Source organism: Pseudomonas sp. RW3S2, from assembly GCF_014268955.1.
GTDB classification, from domain to species: domain Bacteria; phylum Pseudomonadota; class Gammaproteobacteria; order Pseudomonadales; family Pseudomonadaceae; genus Aquipseudomonas; species Aquipseudomonas wayambapalatensis.
The window spans coordinates 97,289-119,797 of sequence record NZ_JABWRM010000008.1; the positions used below are offsets into that span (position 1 = coordinate 97,289).

A 22,509-nucleotide genomic window follows, 5' to 3' on the forward strand; every position below is an offset into this window, starting at 1 on the left:
TATTGAGTCACGCCGCCTGGCCGGTAGTGACCTGGTGAATAGGGATGAATGACCTACCGATCGATGGTTTCACGACGATCAACGAAAGCGCCGCGATGGTCCTGCTGGTCGACGACCAGGCGATGATCGGCGAGGCGGTGCGTCGTGGGCTGTCCCACGAGGAGAACATCGACTTCCACTTCTGTGCCGATCCACACCAGGCAGTGGCCCAGGCCATGCGCATCAAGCCGACGGTGATCCTCCAGGACCTGATCATGCCGGGTCTGGACGGCCTGACGCTGGTGCGCGAGTACCGCAACAACCCGGCGACCCAGGATATCCCGATCATCGTCCTGTCGACCAAGGAAGACCCGCTGGTCAAGAGTGCGGCCTTCGCCGCCGGGGCCAACGACTACCTGGTCAAGCTGCCGGACACCATCGAGCTGGTGGCGCGTATCCGCTATCACTCGCGCTCCTACCTCACCCTGCTACAGCGTGACGAGGCCTACCGCGCCCTGCGCGTCAGCCAGCAGCAGTTGCTCGACACCAACCTGATGCTGCAGCGGTTGATGAACTCCGATGGCCTGACGGGGCTGTCCAACCGCCGCCATTTCGACGAATACCTGGAACTGGAGTGGCGCCGCGCCATGCGCGAGCAGCAGCAGCTGTCGCTGCTGATGATCGATGTCGACTACTTCAAGGCCTACAACGATGGCTTCGGTCATCTGGCCGGTGACGAAGCGCTGCGCCAGGTGGCCGAGGCAATCCGCGGCTCCTGCTCGCGCCCAAGCGACCTGCCGGCGCGCTATGGCGGCGAGGAGTTCGCTCTGGTGCTGCCCAACACCTCGCCGGGTGGTGCACGGCTGATTGCGGAAAAACTGCGTCAGACTGTGCTCGCCCTGAATATTCCGCACAATGCCCCGCAATCCGATGCGCGCCTGACGGTAAGCATCGGATTGGCCACCCAGACACCGGTGGTGGGCAGCCACTGTCGGCAGTTGATCTCTGCCGCAGACAAGGGGCTTTACCTGGCCAAGAATAGTGGGCGTAACCAGGTTGGCATTGCATGACGCGGTTCTGCATGAAATGAATCTGCACTTGCCCGCCCTCAAGGCTGAACGGCCTGATCGGCTTTGTTGTAGCTGAACGGTGAGTGGGTGAGCTGTTTCAGGTTCAGCGCCACTACCGGTACCCATATCCCGGTGTTGGCCTTGAACTTGGTCTGGAATGACTTAGCATTGTTGAGCGAAGCGCTGTTGCCGACCTTGTAGAAGAACGCCTCGATTGGCAGCTGGGCACCATAGTTCTGCGGCCAAAGATTCACCATCAACTCATTCCAGGCCGCTTTGATGTTCGGCGGTGGATTGCTGCGTACCTTGTAGCTGATCGCGAACTGTGCGGCATTCTGGGTACTCAGTGAGCATTGATAGTTTCGGTCGGGCAGTTTGCTGGAGTACGCATACCAGGTGGCCTCCGTTGTCACGTTTACACTGGCGCAGGTGCTGAGGTCTGCCGCTGCCACGCTTCGCGGTTTCAGGCCACAGCCCTTGCCAGAGCGAACGCCGACTGCCGTCGCTGCATCATAGGCGTAGATGCACAGGTACTCCATCCCCTTGCCTTTTGCGGCAGCCTCGGCTTGCGGAAGGAAGATGAAGCCTGCATCCCGGTAGAAATTGCTCACAACGGAATCGACGCGAAAGTAAGAGAAGGACACGGCACCCAGTTTAATTGCGGATGGGCTCGGGTCCCACGGGTTGAAGGGGCCGTCGTCCACTGAGCGAATGATGATGCCATTACAGTAGTAGGCAGGCAGATTTCCCGGGCAAGTATTTTCCCTGGCGTTGTAACGAGCATTCAGATTAGCGGCAATTCTTGAACCGGGGTCGGTACCGGTTTGTGTCACCCGAACGTTGAACGGCGGCGAGATGAGCAGCGGATTACCGCCGACACCGACACTGCCCGTGACCACGGCGGTACTTCCAATATCCTTGGCGATTTCGCTTCTGGGAATCTGGAACATCAGCGGTACATTGGGGGTCTTGACGACCTGAGTTTTTGCAAGCCATTCGCTGCGACCTTTCCAGCGCATGCCCACCGTATCGTTCAGCGTCATGGGCTTGTAGAGAAAGCTGACGGTGACCGAATCGCCAATGGCATCGACATCCACCGTGCTGGAACCGGAGTTGGGGAAGCGCGGGCGGTACAGTTCCAGTTGGGTCGCCGCCTGAGTCGATGACTGGATCGCCGCCACCGCAGGTGTTTCTGCCTGGTGAGTCTGGCAAGCGGTCATCGCCAGCAGCGCCAACAACAGAGCGCTTGGGCCTATGCGGTAAGTACATGGCTTTACTGGCATTATCATCATGACTTCCTTGTTCGTGAGATAGAAGCGGTCATGGTGACGCTGACGTTAGTTTGGCGTGTACGCCAGCGCTCCACGAAATCAGAAGGGCGCAATAAAGTTGAGGGTGAGCAGGCTAATGACTTTGTTGTGCCCTCCGGGTATTAAGATTTTTTATCTTCTGATTCAAAAACCCGGACTTCGAGTGTTTTGCTGATCGAGAGCGGCTTCCCAGGAATACCTACGCTGGCCGTCAGTTTTGATGTCCATTTGTTGCCGAGGTCTGTTTTGACCACACCATAAGGAATGACGAACGTCATGACTTTCTCATCTTTCACTTTCTGCAGAGGCAGGTCGTACGTCGCATTCCCACGCCAGCGCATGCCTACTGTGTGGCCTTCCGCAATGTCGTCATACTCGAAGGTGACCTTGAGTTCTTCTCCCAACTTATCCAAATAGATCTTGTTATCCTTGAAGTCCGGAACCTCAGGGGGGTTGTATACATCTTCTTCATTCGCTGGTTTAGTTACACTGTTCATTGTATGTCTCCTTGCGCAACTGCGCCTGACCTTAAATGTTGGTGGTGCCTGCAAGCTCATTAGTGCATAGGCTGTGGTACTTATCTACTGACAAAAATACTAGGTCGAAGAGGTTTGCAATCGACGTTCCCGCGCTCGCTCGTTACCCCTGCCAGCGTTCGGTGCTGATCGCTTTTGCCGAAGTGCGGCGCCCGACGGGTCTGCCGCCGTGGCTCGGACTGGGTTATACTCGCGGGCTTTTCACCGAATTCGTGCGAGTAGCCAGAAGCCATGGAAATCCAACCGATCCTGAACACCATCAAGGACCTCACCGAACGTTCCCAGTCCATTCGGGGGTATCTTTGACTACGATCACAAAGCTGATCGTCTGATCGAAGTCAACCGCGAGCTGGAAGACCCCAACGTCTGGAACAAGCCGGAGTACGCGCAGGCCCTGGGCCGCGAACGTGCCATGCTGGCGCAAGTGGTCGAGACCCTCGACAAGCTGTCCAACGGCCTGGGCGACTGCCAGGACCTGCTCGACATGGCGGTCGAGGAAGGTGACGAAGCTGCCGTCGGCGACGTTGTGACCGAACTGGAAGGCCTGGAAGAAAACCTTGCCCAGCTCGAGTTCCGTCGCATGTTCAGCGGCGAGATGGACATGAACAACGCCTACCTGGACATCCAGGCCGGCTCCGGTGGCACCGAGGCGCAGGACTGGGCCAACATCCTGCTGCGCATGTACCTGCGCTGGGCCGACAAGCGCGGTTTCGACGCCACCATCATCGAGCTGTCCGAAGGTGAAGTCGCCGGTATCAAGGGCGCCACCGTGCACATCAAGGGCGAGTACGCCTTCGGCTGGTTGCGTACCGAAATCGGCGTGCACCGCCTGGTGCGCAAGAGCCCGTTCGACTCCGGTGCCCGTCGCCACACTTCTTTCTCGGCGGTGTTCGTCTCGCCCGAGATCGACGACAAGGTCGAGATCGAGATCAACCCGTCCGACCTGCGCATCGACACCTACCGTTCCTCCGGCGCGGGTGGTCAGCACGTCAACACCACCGACTCGGCGGTGCGTATCACCCACGTGCCGACCAATACCGTGGTGGCGTGCCAGAACGAACGCTCCCAGCACGCCAACAAGGATACCGCCATGAAAATGCTGCGGGCCAAGTTGTACGAGCTGGAAATGCAGAAGCGCAACGCCGCCTCGCAGGCGCTGGAAGACAGCAAGTCGGATATCGGCTGGGGTCACCAGATCCGCTCCTATGTACTCGATGACTCGCGTATCAAGGACCTGCGTACCGGTGTCGAGCGCAGTGACTGCCAGAAGGTCCTCGACGGCGACCTCGACCAGTACCTGGAAGCCAGCCTCAAGCAGGGGCTGTAAACCGCACACCACCGCCGCGATACGAGGCCATGGGCCCGTATCGCGTGCCCTGCCCGACAGGGGCACCGAATACCTGATGGAAACAATGACGACATGAGCGACCTCAAGACCGAATCGCAAGACCTGCAACAGGAAGAAAACACCCTGATCGCCCTGCGCAAGGAAAAACTTGCCGCCGAGCGTGCCAAGGGCAACGCCTTCCCCAACGACTTCCGTCGCGACAGCTACTGCAACGACCTGCAGAAACAGTACGCGGACAAGACCAAGGAAGAGCTGGAAGCAGCCGCGATCCCGGTCAAGGTTGCCGGTCGCATCATGCTCAACCGTGGCTCGTTCATGGTGATCCAGGACATGACCGGTCGCATCCAGGTCTACGTCAACCGCAAGACCCTGCCCGAAGAAACCCTCGCCGCGGTCAAGACCTGGGACCTGGGCGACATCATCAGCGCCGAAGGCACCCTGGCTCGCTCGGGCAAGGGCGACCTGTACGTCGAGATGACCGACGTGCGCCTGCTGACCAAGTCGCTGCGTCCGCTGCCTGACAAGCACCACGGCCTGACCGACACCGAGCAGCGCTATCGCCAGCGTTACGTCGACCTGATGGTCAACGAGGAAACCCGCCACACCTTCCGTGTGCGTTCTCAGGTGATCTCGCATATCCGCAAATTCCTGATCGAGCGCGACTTCCTCGAAGTCGAGACGCCGATGCTGCAGACCATCCCTGGCGGCGCTGCGGCCAAGCCGTTCGAAACCCACCACAACGCCCTGGACATGGCCATGTTCCTGCGCATCGCGCCGGAGCTGTACCTCAAGCGGCTTGTTGTCGGTGGTTTCGAGAAGGTCTTCGAGATCAACCGCAACTTCCGTAACGAAGGCGTTTCGACCCGGCACAACCCCGAGTTCACCATGCTCGAGTTCTACCAGGCCTACGCCGACTACCGCGACAACATGGACCTCACCGAGGAGCTGTTCCGCGAGCTGGCGCAGTTGGTCCTGGGGACTACCGACGTGCCATACGGCGACAAGGTATTCCACTTCGGCGAACCGTTCGCGCGCCTGTCGGTGTTCGATTCGATCCTCAAGTACAACCCCGAGCTGACTGCCGCCGACCTGCAGGACGTCGACAAGGCCCGCGCCATCGCCAAGAAAGCCGGTGCCAAGGTGCTGGGGCACGAAGGTCTGGGCAAGCTGCAGGTGATGATTTTCGAAGAGCTGGTCGAGCACAAGCTGGAGCAGCCGCACTTCATTACCGAGTATCCGTTCGAAGTGTCGCCGCTGGCCCGTCGCAACGACGACAATCCGGCCGTGACCGATCGCTTCGAGCTGTTCATCGGTGGCCGCGAGATCGCCAACGCCTACTCCGAGCTCAACGATGCCGAAGACCAGGCCGAGCGCTTCCTGGCGCAGGTTGCCGAGAAGGACGCCGGTGACGACGAAGCCATGCACTACGATGCCGACTTCGTGCGTGCCCTGGAATACGGCATGCCGCCGACCGCCGGTGAAGGCATCGGTATCGACCGCCTGGTGATGCTGTTGACCAACTCGCCGTCGATTCGCGATGTGATCCTGTTCCCGCACATGCGTCCGCAGGCTTGAGTGAATTGAAAAAGCCGCCTCCAGGGGCGGCTTTTTCTTGCTTGGCTGTGTAGTGTCTGTACCGGCCCTATCGCGGGACAGACAATGAACATCCCCCAGACAGACACCGAGGTCCCCACCGTGCCCCCCGCAAACGCCCAGCAAGGCGCCGCCGGCGTAGCCAACGCCGTCGCCGAGAGCGTGCAGTACCAAGGTCGCAAGACCAGTCGCCAGGGCAGCGAGCAACGCCGCCAGCAGATTCTCGACGCCGCCATGCGCATCGTCGTGCGCGACGGTGTGCGCGGTGTGCGCCACCGTGCAGTGGCGGCAGAGGCCGAGGTGCCGCTGTCGGCCACCACCTATTACTTCAAGGATATCGAAGACCTGCTCACCGATACCTTCGCCCAGTACGTCGAGCGCAGCGCCGCCTACATGGCCAAGCTGTGGGCCAACACCGAGGTTGTGCTGCGCCAGCTGCTGGCCCAGGGCGACGGCAGCCCGCAGTCCCGTGCACGTCTTGCCGACGAAGTGGCGCGCATGACCGCCGACTACGTCACCCGCCAGCTGTGCAACCGGCGCGACTTCCTCATGGCCGAACAGGCCTTCCGCCAGGAGGCGCTGCTGTGCCCGCGCCTGGCCGAGCTGGTGCGGGCCCACGAGCAGATCCTGTTGCATGGCGCGCGGCAGATGCTTCAGGTGGTCGGCTCGCGCCAGCCCGAGCAGGACGCCCTGGTGTTGACGGCCATCATCGAGCAGATGGAATATCAAGGGCTGCTCAAAGAAGCGAATGCCCAGGCCGATGGGCAGATGCTCGCTATCCTTACCCGTTACCTGCACCTGGTGCTGGCCGCGGTCTAAGGCGCAGCCGACCTTTTCAAGGAGAACCTGATGAAAGCCTGGCGTGTGCTGTTGTTGACCTTGTCGTTCCTGCTGCTGGGCGGGTGTCTGGTGACCTTCGACGAACCGCTGGCCAGTAACGAACCAGCCCCCAAGGCCTTGCTGGGCCAATGGAGCAGCAAGGACGCCTGGGGCCAGCCACTGAAGCTGACCATCAGCCGCGTCGGCGGCAACACCTACAAGGCCGTGGCCCGCGCCCAGGGCAAGGCGCCCGAGGATTACACCTTCAGCGTTTCGCGCCATGGCAATCGCTGGTACCTGTCGGCAGGCGTGCCCAAGCGCCTGGGCGGCAAGTTCCTGATTGGCGGTTTCGAAGTCGTCGATGGCAAGCAGTTGGTGCTCTACAACCTTGATGTCGAGCAAGTCCAACAGGCCGTGGACAACAAGGAATTGAGCGGTCGCAGTACCGAGGTGCCCGAAGACAATGGCCCGGGCGTACTGATCGACAGCCCCGCCGAGCGGGTGCTGGCCTATCTGGACGACCCCGCCAACTCCGACCTGTTCGTCGAGGTGGCGCGGTTCCAGCGGGCCGGCAAATAGCGGATACCGCTTACCTGTAGGAGCGGGCTTGCCCGCGAATAGGCCCTTGCAAGGAGTCTCCGTTGGACGAATACCAGCAAACCATCCGCACATTGTCCGACCGTATCGTCGCGGCCCAGACCCCGATCCGGGTGCTGGACGCGGTGAAATGGGACGACGGCATTCGCCAGGGTTTTCTCAAGGCCAAGGGCAAGGAGCCGCCAGCGGTAGACCATGCGTATTACCACAGCCGCCCTCTGTCGTTCGACTCCAGCGCGGTGAAGGCCGAGTTCCAGGCCATCGAGCGCGACATCATCCGCCAGCTCGGCCAGTTCAACCCGGTCGGGCAGATCATGAAGCGCATGTGCCGCGAGTACCGCATGGTGGTGCGCATGCTCGAGGCGCGCGGCACCGAGGATTTCGGGCTGATCTCCCAGGAGCTGTATGGCGCCGCCTCCGACGCCTTCCACGCCGGTGACCCGACCCTGGCCGACCTGGGGCTGATGCTCTCGGACTACCTGAACAACATCGATGGGCGTGGCGATCTGAAGGACGAGCCGAAAAACCTTACTGCCAAGGAAGCGGTGGAGATCCTCCAGCGCCGCCTGAACAAGGTCTTCGGCGAGGCGGAAGAAACCATCCGCGTGTTCGAGTCCGATGGCATCGTCGCCGATGCGGCGGCCGGTGCCGACTACATCAAGGTGCGTGCCGACGCCATGTTCAACAGCCGCGACGTCCGCGCGCTGGAGGTTCACGAAGGGCTGGTGCATGTGGGCACCACGCTCAATGGCCTCAACCAGCCGATCTGCACCTTCCTGGCCAAGGGCCCGCCCTCGTCGACCGTGACCCAGGAGGGCCTGGCCATCCTCATGGAGGTGATCGCCTTCGCCTCCTATCCCAGCCGCTTGCGCAAGCTGACCAACCGCACCCGCGCCATTCACATGGTGGAGCAGGGCGCGGACTTCCTGCAGGTATACGAGTTCTTCCGGGGCCAGGGTTTCGAAATGGCCGAAAGCTATGGCAATGCCAGCCGAGTATTCCGCGGCTCGGTGCCCAATGGTCTGCCGTTCACCAAGGACTTGTCCTACCTCAAGGGTTTCATCATGGTTTACAACTACATTCAGTTGGCCGTGAGGAAAGGCAAGCTGGAGCAGATTCCGCTGCTGTTCTGCGGCAAGACCACGCTGGAAGACATGCGCACCTTGCGCCAACTGGTCGAGGAGGGCCTGGTGGCGCCGCCGAAGTACTTGCCCGAACAGTTCCGTGACCTCAACGCGCTGTCGGCCTGGATGTGTTTCTCCAACTTCCTCAATCACCTGAGCCTGGATCGCATTGAAGCCGACTACGCGAACATTCTCTGAGCGCTGCCGCACCCTGTTGCTCGGGCTCGGGTTGTCTTGCCTGGCCGGTTGCAGCAGCCTGCTGTTCTATCCAGAGCCGGGCCAGCCGTTCACCCCCGAGCGCGCGCACCTGCAGTACCGCGATGTCACGCTGACCACCGAGGATGGCACCCGCCTGCATGGTTGGTGGCTGCCGGCCAAGGCGGGCGTCGAGGTCAAGGGCACGGTGCTGCATCTGCACGGTAATGGTGGCAACCTGGCCTGGCACCTGGGCGGCAGTTACTGGCTGCCCGAGCAGGGTTATCAGGTGCTGATGATCGACTACCGTGGCTATGGTTTGTCCCAGGGCACGCCGACGCTGCCGGCGGTGTACCAGGATATCGATGCTGCGCTGGGCTGGTTGGGCAAGGCGCCCGAAGTGCAGGGCAAGCCGCTGGTGCTGCTGGGCCAGAGCCTGGGCGGTGCGATGGCCATCCATTACCTGGCCGGCCATCCCGAGCAGCGCCAGCGTTTCAGTGCGCTGGTCTTCGATGGGGTGCCGGCGAGTTACCGCGACGTCGGGCGCTTCGCCCTGAGTACGTCGTGGATGACCTGGCCGCTTCAGGTGCCGCTGTCGTGGCTGGTGCCCGACGCTGACAGCGCGATCCACTCCATCGAACGCCTGGACAGCCCGCCCAAGCTGTTCTTCCACAGCATCGATGACAACCTGGTGCCCATGGCCAACGGTATCCGCCTGTACCAGCATGCCCCGCCGCCGCGCGTGTTGCAGTTGACCCGTGGCGACCATGTGCAGACCTTCGCCGACCCGACCTGGCGTCAGGTGATGCTGCGCTTCCTCGACGACCCCAGCCACTTCAACGGCCTGCGCCGATTGGCGGAGGTCCCGAACTACCCTGACGAGAAGAATGCGCAATGAGTGAAGAACGCAACGCCATCCCGCTGATCCTGACCGGTGTCGGCAGCATCATCGTGACGGTGGGTGCCTTGTGGTACTACGGCTACCTGCATTTCGCCAAGCCCGAGGATGCCCTGCTGCTGCAGGACTACACCATGCTCAAGACGATTCCGGGTGAGGACTACCGGGTTTCCCTCGATCCATCGCCGCAGGTGGCACAGTGCGTCGAGGGTGTGCTGGTGTTGTTCGACACTCAGCAGAAGGGCCTGACGGGCGTGCTGGTCGATAACCGCAAGCGGGCGATCCGCTGCATGGGCCAGGACACGCCGCAGCAGGTACAGTGAATCTGATCTTGCGCACATGAAAAACCCGCCATCAAGGCGGGTTTTTCATATCGCTCACAGCGCGTATCAGCGAATCGCAGCACGTGGCTGGACCGGTTGGTTATCGTTGGAGATGGTCACCTCCACACGACGGTTCTGCGCACGGCCCGAGGCGCTGGAGTTGTCCGCGACCGGATACTCCTTGCCATAACCCTGGGCGACTACGCGGGATGGGTCGATGCCGGCACGCACCAGCGCACGGCGTACGCTTTCGGCGCGACGCTCCGACAGGCCTTGGTTGTAGTTCGCCGAACCGACGCTGTCGGTGTAGCCCTCGACAATCACCTTGCGCTCAGGGTTTTCCTGAAGGAAGTTGGCCAGGGTGGTGATGTTCGGCAGGGCGCTGCTCTTGAGGTCGGCCTTGTTGAAGTCGAACAGCACATCGCCGAAGGTCACCAGCGTACCGCGGTCGGTCTGCTTGGCGTTGAGGCTGTCCTGCAGTTTCTTGATCTGCGCGTCGCGGGCCTCCAGCTTGGCCTGGGCGCGTTGCGCCGCAGCGTTTTTGATATCGGCTTCTGCGGTGCGCAGGGCGATGGTCTGCTTGGCGACTTCGACACGCTGGTTGGTCAGGTAGGCCAGTTGATCGACCTTCTTCTCATCTTCGCGATCCATGTAGGCCTTGTCGGCCTTGTTCAGCCAGTCCTGGGCGTCCTTGGTCTCGAGGGCTGCCAGCTTGCTCGACTGCGGATCGCTCTGCAGCGCCGAGAAGTTGGTGCGGGCCGATTCGAGGTTGGCGTTCGGGTCGTGCGAGCACGCAGCCAGACCGACGCTCAGGGCCAACAGGGCAGGGATCATTACGTAATTGCGCATAGTGTTCATCCTTTGATCGATAACGAAGGCAGGGGAATACCGGGCAGGCCTCACTGGGCGCTGCGCAGGCCTTCCTCACGTACGTCCTGAACGCCTTGGCGGGCATCCTGCACGGCTTTCTGGGCCTTGGCTGCCTGTGCCTTGCGCTCGGCGACGCGGGCGTCCCATTCGGCCTGTTCGGCCAGTCGCTTGGCTTCGTCGTACTTCTTGTCATGCATGGCGATTTCCGCCTGCTTGAACTTGTCTTGCGCCGCTTTCATCTCCACGGCGGCAAACTCGGTGCCGCCTGCGCTGACGGCAGAGTTCACGGCAGACTGGGTCACCGCGTACTGCTCGGTCGGCGGGTTGCCAGCACAGCCAGCCAGTACCAGGCTGCTGCCAAGCGCCAGCGCGGCCAGCTTGAGCCCGCGCAGAGAGTTGGACGGGAATTTTTCGGTGCGGGTCTTCATGGTGGTCAACTCCATTGGATCACTCCTGATAACGATGTCCGTAGCAGTCCATCGCTCCCTGACATACACATGTGCTCGAGTCCAAGGCCAAACACCATGCGTGCAGGGTTTTTGCGTGATGGCTATTGGCTCCGACTTGAGCGTTTTCAGAATAGTTCAGAAAAAGTTGCGTAGGCTTCGTAATTATTTCTGACTGGTCGGTCAGTACTTTTCCTACGGAACTATTGCCGCGCGGGGCAGTATTCGTTGGCCTTCCGGCTCAGGCGTCGCGCTTGGGGAGTGGCTGGCTCAGGTCCTGCAGATGCCGCCGCGACAGGCTTAGGAAGCGTGGCGTGGGGCCGATATCTTCATACAGCGGATCACCTTCTTCATCGGTGGCGATCACCTGCTGGCCCTTCACGTAGGGGAAGCTGGCTTCGAGTTCTTCGAGCGCGGCGGCGACCAGCTCGCCGAGCAGTTCTTCGGTGGTGCGCTTGGGGTACATCTCGACCAACGCGGCCAGGCGCGCCTCGGATTCCAGGTCAAGGTGCAGGTGGTGCCCGGTGGGGCTGAGGGTGCCAGCGGCGTTCTGTTCCCAGTGTTGTGCGAGCTCGCGGATTTTCATGATGACCTCTGTAGAACCGTGACATGAGCTGTGAGGGCCGTCTCTTCACTTTAGTTGCATTGGCCGATCCCGGCTTGCCTTGCGGGGGCGCCTGTGGGCACTCTTGGAGCAATGACCTGGGCGGCAGCGCGGGTGGACCGCGCGATAAGGAGAGCCAATGACCGATATCGATGTGCGCTTGCGTGAGGATGTCCATCTGTTGGGTGAACTGCTGGGCGAGACCATCCGCCAGCAGCATGGCGAGGCATTCCTGCAGAAGATCGAGGATATTCGTCACAGCGCGAAGGCCGATCGCCGTGGCGCGGCCGAGCAGTTGAGCTCCACGCTTGGCGATCTTGCAGACGATGACCTGTTGCCGGTCGCCCGAGCCTTCAACCAGTTCCTCAACCTGGCCAACATTGCCGAGCAGTACCAGTTGATCCATCGCCGTGGCGCCGACCAGCCGGCACCATTCGAGGACCGCGCATTGCCCGAGTTGCTGGCGCGGCTCAAGCAGGCCGGGCACGCCGACGATGCCTTGGCCCGGCAACTGGCCAAGCTGGACATCCAGCTGGTACTCACCGCCCACCCCACCGAGGTGGCGCGGCGTACGCTGATCCAGAAGTACGACGCCATCGCCGCGCAGCTTGCCGCCCAGGACCATCGCGACCTCACGCCGGCCGAACGCCAGCAGGTGCGCGAACGCCTGCGTCGGTTGATCGCCGAAGCCTGGCACACCGAGGAGATTCGCCGCACCCGTCCAACGCCGGTCGATGAGGCCAAATGGGGCTTTGCGGTTATCGAGCATTCGCTGTGGCAGGCGATTCCCAGCCACTTGCGCAAGGTCGACAAGGCGTTGTTCGAGGCCACGGGCCTGCACCTGCCGCTGGAGGCGGCGCCAGTGCGTTTCGCCTCGTGGATGGGCGGCGACCGCGATGGCAACCCCAACGTCACCGCCTCGGTCACCCGCGAGGTGCTGTTGTTGGCACGCTGGATGGCGGCCGACCTGTTCCTGCGCGATATCGACTACCTCGCCGCCGAACTGTCCATGCAACAGGCCAGCGACGCCCTGCGCGCCAAGGTGGGTGACAGCGCCGAGCCCTACCGCGCCTTCCTCAAGCAACTGCGTGATCGTCTGCGTGCCACCCGGGCCTGGGCCCATGCCGCATTGGCCGGCCCGCAGCCTGCAAGTGCCGAAGTGCTTGTCGACAATCGCCAACTGATCGAGCCCTTGCAGCTGTGCTATCAGTCCCTGCATGCCTGTGGCATGGGGGTGATCGCCGATGGTCCGTTGCTCGACTGCCTGCGCCGGGCGGTGACCTTCGGCCTGTTCCTGGTGCGCCTGGACGTGCGCCAGGATGCGGCCCGGCACCGCGACGCGCTGTCGGAGATCACCGAGTACCTGGGGCTCGGGCGTTATGCCGAGTGGGATGAAGAACAACGTATCGCCTTCCTCCAGGCCGAGCTGAAAAACCGCCGGCCGCTGCTGCCCGCCCACTTCCAGCCCCAGGCCGAGACCGCCGAGGTGCTCGCCACCTGTCGCGAGATCGCGGCGGCGCCCGCGGCTTCTCTGGGCTCCTATGTCATCTCCATGGCGGGCGCCGCCTCCGATGTGCTGGCGGTGCAATTGCTGCTCAAGGAGGCCGGGCTGACTCGGCCGATGCGCGTGGTGCCGCTGTTCGAGACCCTTGCTGACCTGGACAACGCGGGCCCGGTGATGGCGCGCCTGCTCGGTTTGCCCGGCTATCGCTCCGGGCTGCACGGGCCGCAGGAAGTGATGATCGGTTACTCGGACTCGGCCAAGGATGCCGGTACCACGGCGGCAGCCTGGGCGCAGTACCGGGCGCAGGAAAACCTGGTACGCATCTGCCGTGAACACCAGGTCGAGCTGCTGCTGTTCCACGGCCGCGGTGGCACCGTCGGCCGTGGCGGTGGCCCGGCCCATGCGGCGATCCTTTCCCAGCCGCCAGGGTCGGTGGCGGGGCGTTTCCGCACGACCGAACAGGGCGAGATGATCCGCTTCAAGTTCGGCCTGCCGGGGATCGCCGAACAGAACCTCAATCTCTATCTGGCGGCGGTGCTCGAGGCAACCTTGCTGCCGCCGCCACCGCCCGAGCCTGCCTGGCGCGAACTGATGGACCAGCTCGCCGCCGATGGGGTGAAGGCTTATCGCGCGGTGGTTCGCGAGAACCCTGATTTCGTCGAGTACTTCCGTCAGTCCACCCCGGAGCAGGAACTTGGGCGCCTGCCGTTGGGCAGTCGGCCAGCCAAGCGCCGGGCGGGCGGCATCGAAAGCCTGCGGGCCATCCCGTGGATCTTCGGCTGGACCCAGACGCGCCTGATGCTCCCTGCCTGGCTGGGATGGGAAACCGCGCTGGGCAATGCCCTGGCGCGTGGCCAGGGTGAGCTGCTGGGGCAGATGCGTGAGCAATGGCCGTTCTTCCGCACTCGCATCGACATGCTGGAGATGGTGCTGGCCAAGGCCGATGCGGAAATTGCCAAGGCCTACGACGAACGTCTAGTGCAACCGGCGCTGCTGCCTTTGGGGGCACATCTGCGCGACCTATTGTCGCAGTCGTGCCAGGTGGTGTTGGGCCTGACCGGCCAGCCGGTGCTACTGGCGCACAGCCCGGAGACCCTGGAATTCATCAGCCTGCGCAACACCTATCTGGACCCGCTGCACCGCCTGCAGGCGGAACTGCTGGCGCGTTCGCGGGTGCGCGAAGCCGCTCTGGACAGCCCGCTGGAGCAGGCCCTGCTGGTGACCGTGGCCGGTATTGCCGCCGGTTTACGCAACACCGGCTGAGGCCGTCGGGCAGCGCCGCACCGGGTTGTGCGGTGGTGCAGCCGGGGGATGCATCGGGGTAGGTTGCGATGGGTGCAACCTGCTCGGCAGAAGGGCGCCAGATGGGCGTTCGTGCAATTTTGGAACGCTTGTCTGGCTGCCGGGCGCTGTGTATCTTGAGCAGCCTTTTGACCGATTTTCCGGTCTGATCCGATTTTCCGGACTTGGCCCTGAACGCCGAATCCATTGATTTGCAATAAAAAATATGAGGAGCACAAGATGCGCGTAATTCTGCTGGGAGCTCCCGGGGCCGGTAAAGGTACTCAGGCAAAGTTCATCACCGAGAAGTTCGGTATTCCACAGATCTCCACCGGCGACATGCTGCGTGCCGCTGTCAAGGCCGGCACCCCGCTCGGGCTGGAACTGAAGAAAGTCATGGACGCCGGCCAGCTGGTTTCCGACGATCTGATCATCAGCCTGGTGAAGGAGCGCATCGCTCAGCCAGACTGCGCCAAGGGCTGCCTGTTCGACGGTTTCCCACGCACCATCCCGCAGGCCGAAGCCATGGTCGCTGCCGGTGTCGACATTGATGCCGTGGTCGAAATCGCCGTGGACGACGAAGAGATCGTCGGTCGCATGGCCGGTCGCCGCGTGCACCTGGCCTCGGGCCGCACCTACCACATCCAGTACAACCCGCCGAAAGTGGCAGGCAAGGACGATGTCACCGGCGAAGACCTGATCCAGCGCGACGACGACAAGGAAGAAACCGTGCGTCACCGCCTGTCGGTCTACCACAGCCAGACCAAGCCGCTGGTGGACTTCTACCAGAAGCTGTCGGCCGCCAACGCCGGCAAGCCCAAGTACGCCCACATCGAAGGCGTCGGCTCGGTCGAGTCGATCACCGCCAAGGTGCTGGCAGCCCTGAGCTGATCGCCCTCTGCGTTTTACAACGGCCCGCTTGCGGGCCGTTGTCGTTTATACTGCCGCTCTTTTCCCTTTCGCCTGGATACACGTTCGATGACCACCCTGCTGGCCCTGGATACCGCCACCGAAGCCTGTTCCGTCGCCCTGCTGCATGACGGCAAGGTGACCAGCCATTACGAGGTGATCCCGCGCCAGCACGCGCAGAAGCTGCTGCCGATGATCAAGCAGTTGCTCGCCGACTCCGGTGTCGCCCTGAGCGCAGTGGATGCCATCGCCTTTGGCCGTGGGCCTGGGGCCTTCACCGGTGTGCGCATCGCCATCGGTGTGGTCCAGGGGCTGGCATTCGCCCTCGAACGGCCGGTGCTGCCGGTGTCGAACCTCGCCGCCCTGGCCCAGGGGGCGCTGCGCCAGCATGGTGTGCAGCAGGTGGCCGCGGCCATCGATGCACGCATGGATGAAGTGTACTGGGGCTGCTACCAGGCGCACGATGGCGAAATGCGCCTGCTCGACCAGGAGCGGGTGATCGCCCCTGAGCGGGTCGTACTGCCCGAGGGTGGCCAGTGGTTCGGTGCGGGCACCGGCTGGGGCTATGGCGAGCGTCTGGGCGTTCAGGTCGAGCGCTGCGATGCCCAGGCCCTGCCGCATGCCCTGGATATCCTCAGCCTGGCCGGTCATGCCTGGGCGCGGGGCGAGGCGGTCGTCGCCGAACAGGCGCAACCGGTCTATCTGCGCGATAATGTCGCCACGCCCAAGGCGCGCTGAGTGCAGTTCGTCGGCTATTGCCGTTCGAGATAAAACCTTTTGCGCGATCTGTGGTCCAGTTATCACACGCGCATTGGTGATGGACGCCTGATGCTGCTAGATTGCCATCATTGCTCCCGAGTGCACCCCTCATGCGCATCGACGGTTTCTCCTCACAGTCCTACCCGGTCAAGCGCGCACCGCGCAAAGCATCGGTGCGCGACGAGAGCATCGACGATGCGCAGGTCATCGAGGACGTCGAAGACCACGAAGCCGAGCAGATCGCCCGCGCCAACCGCCGCAGCGCTGGCCTGCCAGCGCGCCAGCAGGACATGGTGTTCCCCCGCGCCCGCGACAGACGCACCGCCACCGCGTTGGCCAGCTACCTCAGCACCGCGGGTTTCACCGACTGGGAGATGGAAGTGCTGGGGTTGGACCTGTACATTTGATGGATGAATCCATCGCCTCTGCCTTATCACCTCGGTTGTCCGTCCTGGAGCGAGAACGCCTGGCGCGACTACCTCTATCCCGCCGACGCTCGCCCTGCTGAGTACCTTGGCCTGTACAGCCAGGTGTTCAATGCGGTCGAGGGCAACACCACCTTCTACGCCCGTCCTGCGCCTGCCACGGTGGAGCGCTGGGCCCAGGTCATGCCCCGGCAGTTTCGCTTCACTGCGAAGTTTCCCGGTGACGTCAGCCATGCTGGCGACCTGCGTGATCAGCTCGAATCCGCGCTGGACTTCACCCGCCTGCTGGCGCCGCTGGGCGAGCGAGTATCTCCCTATTGGCTGCAGCTACCGGCGCTGTTCGGCCCGGCGCGATTGGCGGAACTGAGTCACTTCCTCGACGAGATCGGTGTGCCGGTGGCCGTCGAGGTGCGCAACGATGCCTTCTTCGCCCGTGGCGATGAGGAGCGTCTGCTCAACCGGCTGTTGCATGAGCGCGGTGTGGAGCGAATCTGCCTGGATCCGCGGGCGCTGTTCAGTTGCACGTCGCGCGACCCAGCGGTGCTACACGCGCAGGCCAAGAAGCCCAAGGTGCCACCGCGTCCGGCCGCCTTCAGCCAGCACCCGCAGGTGCGCTTCATCGGTCATCCGGAGTTGGCCGCCAACGAAAGTTTTCTCACACCCTGGGTGGACAAGATTGCTGGCTGGATCGAAGAGGGGCGTTGCCCGTACATTTTCCTGCATACCTCCGACAACCGCCTGGCTGCTGCGCTGGCCCAGCATTTTCACCAACGCCTCATGGTGCGGTTGCCGGGCCTGGCGGCCTTGCCGGAATTGCCGCGTGCACCTGAGGTCGAACAGCTGGGACTACTCTGATCCCCAGACCCTGCCGGAGACCTGATCATGGATGTGCAAACCCTGCGAGCCGAAGCCTTCAAGAAGTTGCACGAGCGTGATGGCGCCTTCGTCATTCCCAACCCGTGGGATGCCGGGTCCGCCAAGCTGCTGGCGGCGCTGGGCTTCGAAGCTCTGGCCACCACAAGCGCAGGATTGGCCTTCAGTCTGGGCCGACCTGACGCCGAGGGTGCACTGAGCCTCGACGATACCCTGGCCAATGCCCAGGCCATCGTCGATGCCACACCCCTGCCGGTGGCCGCAGACTTGGAGAACGGTTTCGGCGACCTGCCCGAAGACTGCGCGCAGACCATCCTGCGCGCGGCCGAGGCTGGGTTGGTGGGCGGCTCGATCGAGGACGCCACCGGTCGCAGCGACGCCCCCATCCACGATCTTGGCCTGGCCGTCGAGCGTGTCCGCGCCGCAGTTCAGGCGGCCCGCAGCCTGCCATTTCCTTTCACCCTGTGCGCCCGTGCGGAAAACCTCCTGCACGGGCGCCTGGACCTGGATGACACCATCAAACGCCTGCAGGCGTTCGCCGAGGCGGGCGCCGATGTGCTCTACGCCCCAGGCCTGCGCAGTGTCGACGAGATTCGTGCAGTGGTGCAGGCGGTGGCGCCCAAACCGGTCAATGTGCTGCTGGGCATGGCGGGTGTGCCGCTGTGCGTGAATCAGTTGCAGGACCTGGGCGTGCGCCGGATCAGCGTCGGCTCGTCGCTGGCGCGTGCGGCACTGGGCGCGTTCCAGCGTGCGGCGCTGGAGATTCGGGATCAGGGCACCTTCAGCTATGGCGAACAGGCGATGCCGTTCGCCCAGCTCAACGACCTGTTCCGACGCTGACAGGCCATGCGCGTGCTGGCGACGGTGCTGGGCGGGCTGATGGCCGCAGGCGCGCTTGCCTGGTATCTGGGCTGGCGTCCACCGGCGGCTTGGAATCCCTGGGCGGCGCTCGATGTGCGTCAGCCGCCGAACCTGCTGACGGCCTACAAGCTGTCACGTCTGCGTGACGACCCGGCTTTGTGTCGACAAGCGCTGCAAACGTCTGCGCTGCGTTATCGAGAACAGGCCGACAGCCCGGAAACGGCGCGTTGCCCGTTACGCAATGTGTGGCGTATCGAAGGTGGCGAGGCGCGCCTGAGCAGCAGCTTTCTCGCCAGTTGTCCGCTGGCGGTGGCCTATGCGCTGTTCGAGACCCACGGCTTGCAGCCTGCGGCGCAGCGTGTGTTCGGCCAGTCGGTGGCACAGGTGGATCACCTGGGCAGCTTTGCCTGTCGCAATATCTATCATCGCGAGCAGGGGCGGCTCAGCCAGCACGCCACGGCCAATGCCCTGGACATCAGTGGCTTTCGCTTGAAGGATGGCCAGCGCATCGTACTGGCGCGAGACTGGCAGGCGGGGGGAGCGAAGGCGCAATTCCTGCGCGAAGTGCGCGATGCGGCCTGCGAGAGCTTCAGTACGGTGCTGGGGCCTGACTACAACGCTGCCCACGCGAATCACTTTCATCTGGACGCGGGGCTTTGGCAGGTCTGCCGCTGACTCAGGCGTGTACGCGCACGTTGTTCAGCACCACAGGGCGGGCCCAGTGGGTATCGAATTCCAGGTCGTTTTGCTGTTTGGCGAGGGTCGCGTCGTCGAAGGGTTCCGGAGCCGGTTCGAGCAGGTACTTCTCCAGTTCGGCGATCGGCAGGTGCAGCGGACGCGGCGAAGGCGCCGGGCCCGGCTCGGGCGAGGGATGGCCCTGATTCATCACCAGCGGGCGCAGCCAGCTGCCATTGAGGTCGAGCTGGCGCTGCTGCTCGATCAGTTCGCTGGCGCTGAAGGGTTCGGGCGCCGGCTCCAGCAGGTTGGCTTCCAGTTCTGCCTTGGGCAGGAACAGCGGCTCGGGCGGACGCACCTCGGTATCCTGAACCGGCAGCGCGCGCTGAATCTCGATCAATGCCAGCGCCTTGGCGCCGCCCAGTGGCTCGCCGCTGTCCTTGTCGTACTGGCGGGTCAAGGCCTGGCTGAAGCTGTCCTGCTCTTCTGCGGACTGCTCGGCCATCGCGCGGGCGAAGAAGTCCTGCCACAGGTGGCTGACGCCGCCCAGTGCCTGGGTATTCTGGCGACCGTAGTTGCCGACTGGCGACAGGTAGGTCAAACCGATGGGAAGAGTATCTGACATGGCAGTCGCGCGCGTTGTGCTCTGGCAGAATAACGGACAGAGCTTTTATCGGCCGTGGCCGGGGTTTCATTAATTTTTTCGAGTGCGGGATCGGATGGCAGAGCAAGAGCAGGGCACAGGTATCAGGGTCGAGGCGCTGTCGGCGCCGTTCCAGGCGCAGGCGCAGGATTGGGCGCAGCGTCTGGGCCTGCCGCAGGAGGATGACTCGGCGCAGTTCGCCGTGCAGATCGGCGCTGATGGTCTGCAGATCCAGCAATTGGGGCCGCAGGCCCCCGGTCCGGTGCGGGTGGATTTCGTCGAAGGGCAGGCGGCGCATCGACGCCTGTTCGGCGGCGGCAATGGGCAGATGATCGCAAAGGCGGTCGGTATCGCCCAAGGCGTTAGGCCTCAGGTGCTGGATGCCACCGCGGGGTTGGGCAAGGATGCTTTCGTGCTGGCGAGCCTGGGCTGCCAGATGACCCTGATCGAACGCCAGCCGCTGATTGCTGCGTTGCTCGAGGATGGCCTGGCGCGTGGGCGCCTGGATGCTGAAGTGGCGCCGATCGTCGAGCGCATGCGCTTGCTGACGGGCAATGCCATCGAGCGCATGCGCGATTGGCAGGGCGAGGCGCCGCAGGTGATCTACCTCGACCCGATGTTCCCGCACCGTGACAAGAGCGCACTGGTGAAGAAGGAAATGCGGGTGTTCCGCCCGCTGGTGGGCGACGATCTGGATGCTCCGGCATTGCTGGAGGCCGCGCTGGCGCTGGCCAGCCACCGGGTCGTGGTCAAGCGCCCACGCAAGGCACCGATCATCGACGGGCCAAAGCCGAGCCATAGCCTGGAGGGCAAGTCCAGTCGCTACGATATCTACCCGAAGAAGGCGTTGAAGGCTTAGGGTAAGCGGGCGCCGAATCGCCGCGAACACCGGCAAAGCCGGTGCCATGCATCGCGGTGTACTTTTCGCGGGCAAGCCCGCTCCTACAGGTGGCTGCTATACGCCCGCATGAACACCCCGACCACTTCGCGCACATGCTGCTCGGCTTCCTCTCCGGCCAGCGGCGGTGCGCAACCGAGCAACAGCCGGTAATCGGCGGCGCCCTTGATCAGGCAGAAGAAATGCTCGGCCGCGCGCAACGGATTCTCCATCCGCAGCAACCCGCGTGCATCGACGCAGCGCAGCAGCGCCTCCATTTCGGCCAGCACCCGCTTGGGCCCCACCTCGTAGAAGAACTGCCCAAGCCCCGGGTCCTGGCTCCCCAAAGCCATGATCAGGCGCGTCAGCTTGACCGACTCGTCGCTGCTGATCAGCGCCTGGAAGCCCCGGGCAATTTTGAGCAGCACGTCTTCGATCGGCACGCCCTCGGGCAGCTCGAAGATCAGGTCGGGCAGTTGCGTCTGGCAGGTGGCCATGACCGCCGAGCCGAACAGGGTCTGCTTGTCGTTGAAGTGGCTGTAGACCGTGAGTTTTGAAACACCTGCCGCCGCAGCGACCGCATCCATGCTGGTGTTGGCGTAGCCAAGGCTGAGGAACAGCGACTTGGCGGCTTCGAGGATGGCCTCGCGCTTGGCGAGATCCTTGGGCCGGCCAGGGCCTGTGGGTGCGTCGATGGGCATTGGAGTCCGTGTCTGTCTGATGAAGCGCTCATATTACCGAGTCGCGCGGCTCGCGGCTGCTACGCACGTCGCGGGATAAATACATTTTTTCTGTCTGGCACCCGCTTCCCGGCGTCGGTTCCCTGACTTAATATACCCGCCAGTATAATTATTCGATGCGTCCTCTGCGAAAGGTTATTCATCATGTTGCGTCGTGCGTCGCCCCTCGTCCTGCCCCTTGCCTGCGTCTTGCTGCTCACTGCCTGTGGCCAGGAGGCCGCGGCACCTGCGGCCCCGCGTCCGGCACTGGTGATCCAGCCCCAGCCCACCGGCGCTTCGGCCAACAGCTATCCGGGCGAAGTACGCGCCAGGTTCGAGCCGGAGCTGGCGTTTCGTATCGGCGGCAAGGTCAGCAAGCGCCTGGTCGAGGAAGGGCAGCGGGTCAGGGCCGACCAGCCACTGGCCGAGCTCGATCCGCAGGACGTGCGCCTGCAGTTGGAGGCCAACCGCGCGCAGATGGCCGCCGCCGAGGCGAACCTGTCGCTGGTGCGTGCCGAACGCGACCGTTACCAGAAGCTGCTTGACCGCCAGATGGTCAGCCATTCCCAGTTCGACAATGCCGAGAACCTCTACCGTGCGGGTCTTGCCCGCCTCAAGCAGGCCAAGGCGCAATTCGACGTGGCCGGCAACCAGGCGGAATACGCTGTGCTGCGGGCGCCGCAGAACGGTGTGATCGCCAAGCGCCAGGTCGAAGTGGGCCAGGTGGTTGCGGCTGGGCAGACAGTATTCACCCTGGCAGCCGATGGCGAACGTGAGGTGGCCATCGGCCTGCCCGAGCAACAGTTTGCCCGCTTCACGGTGGGGCAGGCGGTAACTGTCGAACTCTGGTCGCACCCCGAGCAGCGCTTCGAGGGGCGTATCCGCGAGCTGTCGCCGGCCGCGGATCCACGTTCGCGCACCTTCGCTGCGCGAATTGCCTTCACATCGACGCAAGCCCCGGCAGAGCTGGGCCAGAGCGCCAGGGTGTACATCGCCCATGCCGAACGCTCGCCGCTGTCGGTGCCGCTGTCGGCGGTGACTGCCGAGCAGGGCCAGGCCTATGTCTGGCGAGTGGGCAAGGACAATCGGCTGGAGCGTGCGCCTGTTCGTCTCGGCCCCTACGGTGCCGACAGCGTGCCGGTGCTCGAAGGGCTGGGCGTCAACGACTGGGTGGTCGCCGCAGGTGGCCACGTGCTGCGCGAAGGCCAGGAGGTACGGCCGGTCGATCGCAGCAACCGTGTGGTGAACCTGGCGAGCAAGGAGTAAGTCCC

General features: G+C 63.4%; 24 protein-coding genes. 17 read left to right on the forward strand and 7 right to left on the reverse strand.

The window, feature by feature from the left end; all coding sequences use genetic code 11:
* Nucleotides 1-44 precede the first annotated feature (44 nt).
* Nucleotides 45-1,049, forward strand: coding sequence for a PleD family two-component system response regulator (locus tag HU748_RS13310; RefSeq protein WP_186668676.1), 1,005 nt, complete (start codon nt 45-47; stop codon nt 1,047-1,049).
* Nucleotides 1,050-1,087: 38 nt separating this feature from the next.
* Here the strand turns inward: HU748_RS13310 and HU748_RS13315 are convergent, their stop codons facing one another.
* The gene (locus HU748_RS13315; protein WP_186720680.1) at nt 1,088-2,287 is read right to left on the reverse strand and encodes a hypothetical protein; all 1,200 of its coding nucleotides are present in this window, start codon (nt 2,285-2,287) and stop codon (nt 1,088-1,090) included.
* Nucleotides 2,288-2,481: 194 nt separating this feature from the next.
* Nucleotides 2,482-2,856: a hypothetical protein gene (locus HU748_RS13320; RefSeq protein ID WP_186711317.1), complete on the reverse strand. Its 375-nt coding sequence runs from the start codon at nt 2,854-2,856 to the stop codon at nt 2,482-2,484.
* Between the two features lie 270 nt (nt 2,857-3,126).
* Between HU748_RS13320 and prfB the strand changes: the two genes are divergently transcribed.
* From prfB to HU748_RS13355, 7 genes are all read left to right on the forward strand, one after another.
* Nucleotides 3,127-4,222 (forward strand): peptide chain release factor 2 gene (prfB, locus tag HU748_RS13325; protein ID WP_186711318.1). Its coding sequence is split into 2 segments (ribosomal slippage): nt 3,127-3,198 and nt 3,200-4,222, totalling 1,095 coding nucleotides; the frame shifts between segments, so codons are not numbered across the junction.
* 93 nt (nt 4,223-4,315) lie between these two features.
* On the forward strand, nt 4,316-5,818 hold the full coding sequence (gene lysS, locus HU748_RS13330) for a lysine--tRNA ligase (RefSeq protein ID WP_054895070.1): 1,503 nt from the start codon (nt 4,316-4,318) through the stop codon (nt 5,816-5,818).
* 84 nt (nt 5,819-5,902) lie between these two features.
* Nucleotides 5,903-6,655: a TetR family transcriptional regulator gene (locus tag HU748_RS13335; RefSeq protein ID WP_186710640.1), complete on the forward strand. Its 753-nt coding sequence runs from the start codon at nt 5,903-5,905 to the stop codon at nt 6,653-6,655.
* A 30-nt stretch (nt 6,656-6,685) separates the two neighbouring features.
* Nucleotides 6,686-7,234: a hypothetical protein gene (locus HU748_RS13340; protein ID WP_186668666.1), complete on the forward strand. Its 549-nt coding sequence runs from the start codon at nt 6,686-6,688 to the stop codon at nt 7,232-7,234.
* Between the two features lie 62 nt (nt 7,235-7,296).
* The gene (locus HU748_RS13345) at nt 7,297-8,574 is read left to right on the forward strand and encodes a flavohemoglobin expression-modulating QEGLA motif protein (RefSeq protein ID WP_186668664.1); all 1,278 of its coding nucleotides are present in this window, start codon (nt 7,297-7,299) and stop codon (nt 8,572-8,574) included.
* Nucleotides 8,546-9,469: an alpha/beta hydrolase gene (locus tag HU748_RS13350; protein ID WP_186720681.1), complete on the forward strand. Its 924-nt coding sequence runs from the start codon at nt 8,546-8,548 to the stop codon at nt 9,467-9,469. The genes HU748_RS13345 and HU748_RS13350 overlap by 29 nt, the downstream gene beginning before the upstream one ends.
* A complete protein-coding gene (locus tag HU748_RS13355; protein WP_063543336.1) occupies nt 9,466-9,792 on the forward strand; it encodes a hypothetical protein in 327 nt (108 codons plus the stop codon). The genes HU748_RS13350 and HU748_RS13355 overlap by 4 nt, the downstream gene beginning before the upstream one ends.
* Before the next feature lie 66 nt (nt 9,793-9,858).
* Here HU748_RS13355 and HU748_RS13360 read toward each other — a convergent pair whose 3' ends face one another.
* The 3 genes from HU748_RS13360 to HU748_RS13370 all read right to left on the reverse strand — a co-directional run bounded on the left by HU748_RS13360 (nt 9,859) and on the right by HU748_RS13370 (nt 11,694).
* Complete coding sequence (locus tag HU748_RS13360; RefSeq protein WP_186668660.1) at nt 9,859-10,641, reverse strand: OmpA family protein; 783 nt, start codon at nt 10,639-10,641, stop codon at nt 9,859-9,861.
* Nucleotides 10,642-10,691: 50 nt separating this feature from the next.
* On the reverse strand, nt 10,692-11,105 hold the full coding sequence (locus tag HU748_RS13365) for a DUF4398 domain-containing protein (RefSeq protein ID WP_054895063.1): 414 nt from the start codon (nt 11,103-11,105) through the stop codon (nt 10,692-10,694).
* Between the two features lie 244 nt (nt 11,106-11,349).
* A complete protein-coding gene (locus HU748_RS13370) occupies nt 11,350-11,694 on the reverse strand; it encodes a pilin assembly protein (protein ID WP_186710644.1) in 345 nt (114 codons plus the stop codon).
* A gap of 157 nt (nt 11,695-11,851) precedes the next feature.
* On the opposite strand from HU748_RS13370, the gene ppc reads away from it, so the two are divergent.
* From ppc to HU748_RS13405, 7 genes are all read left to right on the forward strand, one after another.
* The gene (gene ppc, locus HU748_RS13375; RefSeq protein ID WP_186720682.1) at nt 11,852-14,479 is read left to right on the forward strand and encodes a phosphoenolpyruvate carboxylase; all 2,628 of its coding nucleotides are present in this window, start codon (nt 11,852-11,854) and stop codon (nt 14,477-14,479) included.
* A 258-nt stretch (nt 14,480-14,737) separates the two neighbouring features.
* A complete protein-coding gene (adk, locus tag HU748_RS13380) occupies nt 14,738-15,388 on the forward strand; it encodes an adenylate kinase (RefSeq protein WP_153773975.1) in 651 nt (216 codons plus the stop codon).
* 87 nt (nt 15,389-15,475) lie between these two features.
* Nucleotides 15,476-16,144, forward strand: coding sequence for a tRNA (adenosine(37)-N6)-threonylcarbamoyltransferase complex dimerization subunit type 1 TsaB (gene tsaB, locus HU748_RS13385; protein ID WP_186710648.1), 669 nt, complete (start codon nt 15,476-15,478; stop codon nt 16,142-16,144).
* 131 nt (nt 16,145-16,275) lie between these two features.
* Nucleotides 16,276-16,572 (forward strand): hypothetical protein, encoded by a 297-nt coding sequence (locus tag HU748_RS13390; RefSeq protein WP_186668644.1) that lies wholly within the window; start codon nt 16,276-16,278, stop codon nt 16,570-16,572.
* A 3-nt stretch (nt 16,573-16,575) separates the two neighbouring features.
* Nucleotides 16,576-17,445: a DUF72 domain-containing protein gene (locus tag HU748_RS13395; RefSeq protein WP_186668642.1), complete on the forward strand. Its 870-nt coding sequence runs from the start codon at nt 16,576-16,578 to the stop codon at nt 17,443-17,445.
* Nucleotides 17,446-17,472: 27 nt separating this feature from the next.
* Complete coding sequence (locus tag HU748_RS13400) at nt 17,473-18,303, forward strand: isocitrate lyase/phosphoenolpyruvate mutase family protein (protein WP_186668640.1); 831 nt, start codon at nt 17,473-17,475, stop codon at nt 18,301-18,303.
* Between the two features lie 6 nt (nt 18,304-18,309).
* Complete coding sequence (locus HU748_RS13405) at nt 18,310-18,999, forward strand: extensin family protein (RefSeq protein ID WP_186720683.1); 690 nt, start codon at nt 18,310-18,312, stop codon at nt 18,997-18,999.
* 1 nt (nt 19,000) lies between these two features.
* Here the strand turns inward: HU748_RS13405 and HU748_RS13410 are convergent, their stop codons facing one another.
* The gene (locus HU748_RS13410; protein WP_186668636.1) at nt 19,001-19,624 is read right to left on the reverse strand and encodes an energy transducer TonB; all 624 of its coding nucleotides are present in this window, start codon (nt 19,622-19,624) and stop codon (nt 19,001-19,003) included.
* A gap of 94 nt (nt 19,625-19,718) precedes the next feature.
* Between HU748_RS13410 and HU748_RS13415 the strand changes: the two genes are divergently transcribed.
* Entirely contained in the window at nt 19,719-20,501 is a 783-nt protein-coding gene (locus HU748_RS13415) for a class I SAM-dependent methyltransferase (RefSeq protein ID WP_186710653.1), read from the forward strand.
* Between the two features lie 83 nt (nt 20,502-20,584).
* Here HU748_RS13415 and HU748_RS13420 read toward each other — a convergent pair whose 3' ends face one another.
* Complete coding sequence (locus HU748_RS13420) at nt 20,585-21,220, reverse strand: TetR/AcrR family transcriptional regulator (RefSeq protein WP_186668632.1); 636 nt, start codon at nt 21,218-21,220, stop codon at nt 20,585-20,587.
* 183 nt (nt 21,221-21,403) lie between these two features.
* Here HU748_RS13420 and HU748_RS13425 point away from each other — a divergent pair, with 183 nt between their 5' ends.
* Nucleotides 21,404-22,504 carry an efflux RND transporter periplasmic adaptor subunit gene (locus HU748_RS13425; RefSeq protein ID WP_186720684.1) on the forward strand — a complete coding sequence of 367 codons (1,101 nt, stop codon included), beginning with the start codon at nt 21,404-21,406 and terminating at the stop codon, nt 22,502-22,504.
* The last annotated feature ends 5 nt before the right edge of the window (nt 22,505-22,509 follow it).

Bases quoted from the DNA above. Each gene is read 5' to 3' on its own strand.
- HU748_RS13310 (WP_186668676.1), top strand. From the start codon at position 45: ATGAATGACCTACCGATCGATGGTTTCACGACGATCAACGAAAGCGCC.
- HU748_RS13320 (WP_186711317.1), bottom strand. From the start codon at position 2,856: ATGAACAGTGTAACTAAACCAGCGAATGAAGAAGATGTATACAACCCC.
- lysS (WP_054895070.1), top strand. From the start codon at position 4,316: ATGAGCGACCTCAAGACCGAATCGCAAGACCTGCAACAGGAAGAAAAC.
- HU748_RS13335 (WP_186710640.1), top strand. From the start codon at position 5,903: ATGAACATCCCCCAGACAGACACCGAGGTCCCCACCGTGCCCCCCGCA.
- HU748_RS13340 (WP_186668666.1), top strand. From the start codon at position 6,686: ATGAAAGCCTGGCGTGTGCTGTTGTTGACCTTGTCGTTCCTGCTGCTG.
- HU748_RS13355 (WP_063543336.1), top strand. From the start codon at position 9,466: ATGAGTGAAGAACGCAACGCCATCCCGCTGATCCTGACCGGTGTCGGC.
- HU748_RS13360 (WP_186668660.1), bottom strand. From the start codon at position 10,641: ATGCGCAATTACGTAATGATCCCTGCCCTGTTGGCCCTGAGCGTCGGT.
- HU748_RS13365 (WP_054895063.1), bottom strand. From the start codon at position 11,105: ATGGAGTTGACCACCATGAAGACCCGCACCGAAAAATTCCCGTCCAAC.
- HU748_RS13370 (WP_186710644.1), bottom strand. From the start codon at position 11,694: ATGAAAATCCGCGAGCTCGCACAACACTGGGAACAGAACGCCGCTGGC.
- ppc (WP_186720682.1), top strand. From the start codon at position 11,852: ATGACCGATATCGATGTGCGCTTGCGTGAGGATGTCCATCTGTTGGGT.
- adk (WP_153773975.1), top strand. From the start codon at position 14,738: ATGCGCGTAATTCTGCTGGGAGCTCCCGGGGCCGGTAAAGGTACTCAG.
- tsaB (WP_186710648.1), top strand. From the start codon at position 15,476: ATGACCACCCTGCTGGCCCTGGATACCGCCACCGAAGCCTGTTCCGTC.
- HU748_RS13390 (WP_186668644.1), top strand. From the start codon at position 16,276: ATGCGCATCGACGGTTTCTCCTCACAGTCCTACCCGGTCAAGCGCGCA.
- HU748_RS13395 (WP_186668642.1), top strand. From the start codon at position 16,576: ATGAATCCATCGCCTCTGCCTTATCACCTCGGTTGTCCGTCCTGGAGC.
- HU748_RS13400 (WP_186668640.1), top strand. From the start codon at position 17,473: ATGGATGTGCAAACCCTGCGAGCCGAAGCCTTCAAGAAGTTGCACGAG.
- HU748_RS13405 (WP_186720683.1), top strand. From the start codon at position 18,310: ATGCGCGTGCTGGCGACGGTGCTGGGCGGGCTGATGGCCGCAGGCGCG.
- HU748_RS13410 (WP_186668636.1), bottom strand. From the start codon at position 19,624: ATGTCAGATACTCTTCCCATCGGTTTGACCTACCTGTCGCCAGTCGGC.
- HU748_RS13415 (WP_186710653.1), top strand. From the start codon at position 19,719: ATGGCAGAGCAAGAGCAGGGCACAGGTATCAGGGTCGAGGCGCTGTCG.
- HU748_RS13420 (WP_186668632.1), bottom strand. From the start codon at position 21,220: ATGCCCATCGACGCACCCACAGGCCCTGGCCGGCCCAAGGATCTCGCC.
- HU748_RS13425 (WP_186720684.1), top strand. From the start codon at position 21,404: ATGTTGCGTCGTGCGTCGCCCCTCGTCCTGCCCCTTGCCTGCGTCTTG.